At 73.2% G+C, this 5,658-nt stretch carries 6 protein-coding genes; 2 read left to right on the plus strand and 4 right to left on the minus strand.

The features are described from left to right. Nucleotides 1-571 (minus strand): response regulator transcription factor (locus tag ACYC1Z_RS13830; RefSeq protein WP_461410106.1); only part of this gene is annotated, 571 nt, incomplete at its 3' end. Between the two features lie 159 nt (nucleotides 572-730). Here ACYC1Z_RS13830 and ACYC1Z_RS13835 point away from each other — a divergent pair. Next, nucleotides 731-1,603 carry a universal stress protein gene (locus tag ACYC1Z_RS13835; protein ID WP_461410107.1) on the plus strand — a complete coding sequence of 291 codons (873 nt, stop codon included), beginning with the start codon at nucleotides 731-733 and terminating at the stop codon, nucleotides 1,601-1,603. Nucleotides 1,604-1,696: 93 nt separating this feature from the next. Here ACYC1Z_RS13835 and groL read toward each other — a convergent pair whose 3' ends face one another. From groL to ACYC1Z_RS13850, 3 genes are all read right to left on the minus strand, one after another. Next, nucleotides 1,697-3,331 carry a chaperonin GroEL gene (groL, locus tag ACYC1Z_RS13840; RefSeq protein WP_461410108.1) on the minus strand — a complete coding sequence of 545 codons (1,635 nt, stop codon included), beginning with the start codon at nucleotides 3,329-3,331 and terminating at the stop codon, nucleotides 1,697-1,699. A 279-nt stretch (nucleotides 3,332-3,610) separates the two neighbouring features. After that, on the minus strand, nucleotides 3,611-4,309 hold the full coding sequence (locus ACYC1Z_RS13845; protein ID WP_461410109.1) for a hypothetical protein: 699 nt from the start codon (nucleotides 4,307-4,309) through the stop codon (nucleotides 3,611-3,613). Continuing rightward, nucleotides 4,306-4,884 (minus strand): RNA polymerase sigma factor, encoded by a 579-nt coding sequence (locus ACYC1Z_RS13850; RefSeq protein ID WP_461410110.1) that lies wholly within the window; start codon nucleotides 4,882-4,884, stop codon nucleotides 4,306-4,308. Before ACYC1Z_RS13850 ends, ACYC1Z_RS13845 begins: the two co-directional genes overlap by 4 nt. Before the next feature lie 171 nt (nucleotides 4,885-5,055). Between ACYC1Z_RS13850 and ACYC1Z_RS13855 the strand changes: the two genes are divergently transcribed. Next, nucleotides 5,056-5,538 (plus strand): COG4315 family predicted lipoprotein, encoded by a 483-nt coding sequence (locus ACYC1Z_RS13855; protein ID WP_461410111.1) that lies wholly within the window; start codon nucleotides 5,056-5,058, stop codon nucleotides 5,536-5,538. The last annotated feature ends 120 nt before the right edge of the window (nucleotides 5,539-5,658 follow it).

A 5,658-nucleotide genomic window follows, 5' to 3' on the forward strand; every position in this document is an offset into this window, starting at 1 on the left:
ACCCCCCGCCGTCCGCGGCCGAGCGACCGGTCGGCGTCGGGCCCGCGGGGCCGGCCGGGCCGGATGGTGCCGGTGAGTCGGAAGACCCCGGTGAGTCGGAGGACCCCGGTGAGTCGGAGGACGCCGGTGAGTCGGAGGACGCCGGTGAGTCGGAGGAGGACATGGTGCCGAACGTGGTCAGGGACTGCACCGTGCGGGGGCGCCGGAGCATGGCGTTGATCCGGGCGCGGAGCTCACGCGGACGCAGGGGCAGGGAGAGGTAGTCGTCCGCACCGGCGGTGAGCGCGAGGATGACGTCGATCTCCTCGACGTCCTCGGAGAAGAGGATGAGGTAGGTGCTCCCGAACTCGCGGATGCGGCGAGCCACCTCGCTGCCGTCGATGTCCGGCAGGTCCGCCTGCACGATCGTCACCAGCGGGTTGAGCTCGCGGACCAGAGCCACTCCGGCCATGCCCTCGGTCGCGACGTGGACGGCGTGACCCGCCTTGCTCAGCGTCTCGACGACCTCCGCAGTGGCCGCGCGGTCGGTCGAGATCGCGACCACCGCGCTGGCAGAAGCCTCGTGGGTCATCTTCGGAACGTATCCTCACGGCGGTGGGGTTGGAGCGAATAGTGCCGGGAAACGACCGAAGATGCGTAGCAACTACGTACGTCCGGCGGGCGCCGCCCGCCCGCAACGGCCCCGGTATCGTGGTCGGCACACGCGCCACCGGAGGACGGGGGCACCACCATGGACCAGCCCGCCCAGGCCCCCGCGTGGCCTCATGACACGGGCCGGTCCCGCCCTCGTGGCGGACCAGGCGGACGCCGGGACGTCGTGGTGCATGTCGATGCCGCCGGCCGCACCAACCATGCCCTTGCGTGGGCCGTGGACGAGGCCGACCGCCGCGGCACCGGGCTGCACATCCTGTACGCCTTCGAGCTCGCGGTGTCGATGATCGCCAACGACCTCGTCTCCACCACCGATGTCACGGCGGCGGCGCAGCGCGTCTGCGCGGCGGCGACGGCGCGGGTCCAGGCCCGGCGCCCGGGCGTGCCGGTGACGTCGGAGGTGCGGGTGGTCCGGCCGGTCCCGGCGCTCGTCGACGCCTCCAGGCACGCGGCGGTCGTGGTCGTCGGTATCCGCGGGCGCGGCGCGGGCGAGCTCGGCAGCACTGCCCGGGAGCTCGCCGCCCGTGCGCACGGTCCGGTCGTCGTCGTCCGTGCCCCGGCGCGGGCGAGTGTGGGACCGGTCGTCGTCGGGGTGGACCGGCACTCCCGGTCGGGCGCGGCAATGGACTACGCACTGGCGGACGCCGCACGTCGGGACGTCCCGCTGCTCGCCGTGCACGCCGTCCACGTGGGACGTGTGCGCAGCCCCGCCCGCGAGGTGGAGCACGTGGCGCGGGTGGTGCAGGCCCGCGCGGAACGGTTCCCCACCGTGGGTGTGGAGTTCACGCCGGTCGACGCCGGGCCGGTCGAGGCGCTGCTGGCGCACTCGGCCGGGGCCGGGCTCCTCGTCGTCGGCAGCCGCGGCCTCGGCGGGCTGACGGCTCGGGCACATGGCTCGGTGAGCCAGGCGGTGCTGCGCCGGGCGGACTGCGTCGTCGCCGTCGTCCGCTGAGCCGGCCGCGCCGTTCCCCGGGACGACGCCGAGGGACGGCACCCTCGCGGGTACCGCCCCTCGGTCAGGTCGCCCGGGAACCGGGCACGGGCGTCAGAAGCCCATGCCGCCCATGCCACCCATGTCGGAGTCGCCACCGCCGGTCCCGGCGGCCTTCTCGGGCTTGTCCGCGACGACCGCCTCGGTCGTGAGGAACAGGCCCGCGATGGAGGCCGCGTTCTGCAGGGCAGAGCGGGTCACCTTGACCGGGTCGCTCACGCCCGCGCCGAGCAGGTCCTCGTACACGCCGGTCGCGGCGTTGAGGCCGTGGCCGACGGGCAGGCCGCGCACCTTCTCCGCGACGACGCCACCCTCGAGACCGGCATTGATGGCGATCTGCTTGAGCGGTGCGTCCACCGCGACGCGCACGATGTTCGCACCGGTCGCCTCGTCACCCTCGAGCTCGAGCGTGAGGAACGCGTCCTTGGCAGCCTGGATGAGGGCCACGCCACCACCGGCGACGATGCCCTCCTCGACGGCGGCCTTGGCGTTGCGCACCGCGTCCTCGATGCGGTGCTTGCGCTCCTTGAGCTCGACCTCGGTGGCGGCACCGGCCTTGATGACGGCCACGCCGCCGGCCAGCTTGGCGAGGCGCTCCTGCAGCTTCTCGCGGTCGTAGTCCGAGTCCGACTTCTCGATCTCGGCGCGGATCTGGGAGACGCGACCCTCGATCTGGTCGGCGTCGCCGGCACCCTCGACGATCGTGGTCTCGTCCTTGGTGACGACGACCTTGCGGGCGCGGCCGAGCAGGGACAGGTCCGCGTTCTCCAGCTTGAGGCCCACGGTCTCGGAGATGACCTGACCACCGGTGAGGATGGCCATGTCCTGCAGCATCGCCTTGCGGCGGTCGCCGAAGCCGGGGGCCTTGACGGCCACGGACTTGAAGGTGCCGCGGATCTTGTTCACGACGAGCGTGGCCAGGGCCTCACCCTCGACGTCCTCGGAGATGATGACCAGCGGCTTGCCGGCCTGGATGACCTTCTCCAGCAGCGGGAGCAGGTCCTTGACGTTGGAGATCTTCGACTCGACGAGGAGCACGTAGGCGTCCTCGAGGACGGCCTCCTGGCGCTCCTGGTCGGTGACGAAGTAGGCGGAGAGGTAGCCCTTGTCGAAGCGCATCCCCTCCGTGAGCTCCAGCTCGAGGCCCAGGGCGTTGGACTCCTCGACGGTGACGACGCCCTCCTTGCCGACCTTGTCGAGCGCCTCGGCGATGAGCTCGCCGATGGCGGTGTCGCCGGCGGAGATGGCGGCCGTGGCGGCGATCTCCGACTTGGACTCGATCTCCTTGGCCTGCTTGAAGAGCTGCTCGATGACAGCCTCGACGGCCTTGTCGATGCCCCGCTTCAGGGCGATCGGGTTGGCGCCGGCGGCGACGTTGCGCAGACCCTCCTTGACGAGGGCCTGGGCGAGCACGGTGGCGGTCGTGGTGCCGTCACCCGCGACGTCGTCGGTCTTCTTGGCGACCTCCTTGACGAGCTCGGCGCCGATCTTCTCGAACGGCTCCTCGAGCTCGATCTCCTTGGCGATCGAGACGCCGTCGTTGGTGATGGTGGGGGCGCCCCACTTCTTCTCCAGGACGACGTTGCGGCCCTTCGGGCCGAGGGTGACCTTGACGGTGTCGGCGAGGATGTTGAGTCCCCGCTCCATGCCGCGGCGGGCCTCCTCGTCGAAGGCGATGATCTTCGCCATGCTTGTTCCTCCACTGGTGGTGGTTGGTTCCCTGCTGGCGACGCCCGCGACGGACGACCGGAACGGCGGCGGTCATGTCCCGCCGACGGCCCGGCCTCGTCGGCCAGCCGGTATGTCGTTATCACTCTCGGGGGGAGAGTGCTAACTCGAATCCTGGCACTCTGACCCGGAGAGTGCAAGGTCGGTCGCCCGGGCGGAGCGGGCTCACCCGGCGGCAGCGAGCCCATCGGCCGGGCAGCGGGCTCACCCGGCGGCAGCCGGCTCACCCGGCAGCGACGCTCACATCTCGGCGGTGGCCCACACGGCACCGGACTCGGCGACGAGCTCGACGACCGCCACCGGCCCCGGTGCGGGCACCACCCAGGTGGCGGCCTGGTCGTAGTCGCCGATCGTCCACTCCCCCACGGTGCGGGACGTGCCGTCCTCGAACACCAGGCGGCAGCTGTACGTGGCGCCGGGACGGCCGCCCTCGATCTCGACGACGAGCACGTCGCGGCCCTCGAACCGGCTCGCGGCGACGGTGCCGACGCGGTCACCGGCGTCGGTCACCACCGGCACACCGAGCGCTTGCGGTTCGGGTTCGGCACCCAGCAGTCCGGCGGCGGCCCCGGCCCCCACCAGGGCACCCACGACGGCGGCGGCCGCGAGCAGGACCCGGACGCGGCGGCGGGCCGTGATGCGGACCGGGGAGGTCGTCGTCGCCGCGGCGCCCACCCCGCTCCCGTCGCTGCCGCGCGCACCGCCGGTGCCGGTGCCGGTGCTCATCGCGGCGACCACCCGGCGGTCGAAGCCCGGCGGTGGCTCGGTCTGTGGTGCGGCGATGACCACCTGGTCCACCGCTGCGGCGACCTCCGCGTACTCGCGACGGCACGCCTCACACGCGACCAGGTGCTGGGTGAGCAGCCCGCGCCGCGGGCCGGTCGGGTTCGCGAGCGCGAGGTCGAGCAGCTCGTCCGGGCTGGGATGCCGCTCGGTCATGACCGTTCTCCTCCGTCCATCCGCTCCCGGACCCGGCGCAGGCCGGTCCGGATGCGCGTCTTGGCCGTGCCCAGCGGGATGCCCTCGTGCTCGCTCACCTCGGCGGCGGTGCACCCGCCGATCACGGCGAGGACGACGGCGCGGGCCTGCTCCGGTGGCAGGTCCCGCAGGTGCGCGAGCGCGCGGTCCCGCTCGAGGTTGCGCAGGGCGGCAGGCTCCGTCTCCGGCAGTTCCGTCGTCGCCAGGAGGATCTGTTCGAGGGCGTCGGCGTCCATGGGGGTGGGGCGCCGAAGCCGTACCGCGTCGATCGCGGCGTTGCGGGTGATGGTGAGGACCCATGTCAGCACGGAGGCGCGGCGCACGTCGTACCCGGCGGCCGCGCGCCACACCCGGACGAAGACCTCCTGGGCGACGTCCTCGGCGAGCGCCGCGTCCCGCGTGACGGAGAGGGCGAGGCCGTACACCGGGCGCTGGAACCGGTGGACGAACGCGACGGCCGCCTGCTCGTCGTCGAGGGCGAGCCCCGCGACGAGCGCGGCGTCGGCGGCCCGTTCGGCGCGCGGGAAGAGGTCCACAGCAGCAGGTACGGCCGCGGGGCCGCTCGGGATTGCGGGGCCGCGCGCGCCACCGCCGTCCGGCGACCCGTCGCGACGCAATCCCCCGTCGTCGCCGGCCCGTATCACTGGTGGGCCGGTCGCGGGGGCCGCAAGGGCAGCCGCACCATCGGGACCCCCTTCGGAGGAATCATGAACGTGCGCACACTCGCCGCGGTCGGCCTCGTCGCCGGCGTCGCCCTCACCGGCTGCGGCAGCACCGACGGCGCCGACTCCGGCGCCGCTCCCGAGTCTCCCACCACGGCGACGCTCGGGACCAGCACCACCGACCTCGGCACCTTCCTGGTGGACGGGAACGGGAACACGCTCTACCTCTTCGCCACGGACTCCCCGGGCACGAGCACGTGCGAGGGGCCGTGCCTCGACATGTGGCCACCGCTGACGGGCGAGGCCGGCGCCGGGGAAGGCGTGGACGCCTCCCTCATCGGCACGCTCGAGCGTCGTGACGGCACGGTGCAGGTGAGCTACAACGACTGGCCCCTCTACTACTACGCGCCGGACGACGGTCCGGGCGACGTCACCGGCCAGGGCGTGAACGACGTCTGGTGGGTGGTCGGCCCCGACGGGGCAGCCGTCATGGCGGCTGCGGACGCGCCGAAGCCGTCCGGCTACTGACGGGGTCTGCGCCGGCCGCTCGGCCGCCGACGGCGCCGGGCCGGTACCGGCCCCGGGCACGCCGTTGCCCCCCCGACGTAGTCTGAACCGATGACCTCCGCCGATCCGCGCGCGCGGACC

The sequence above is a fragment of the Georgenia sp. genome (assembly GCF_054605595.1).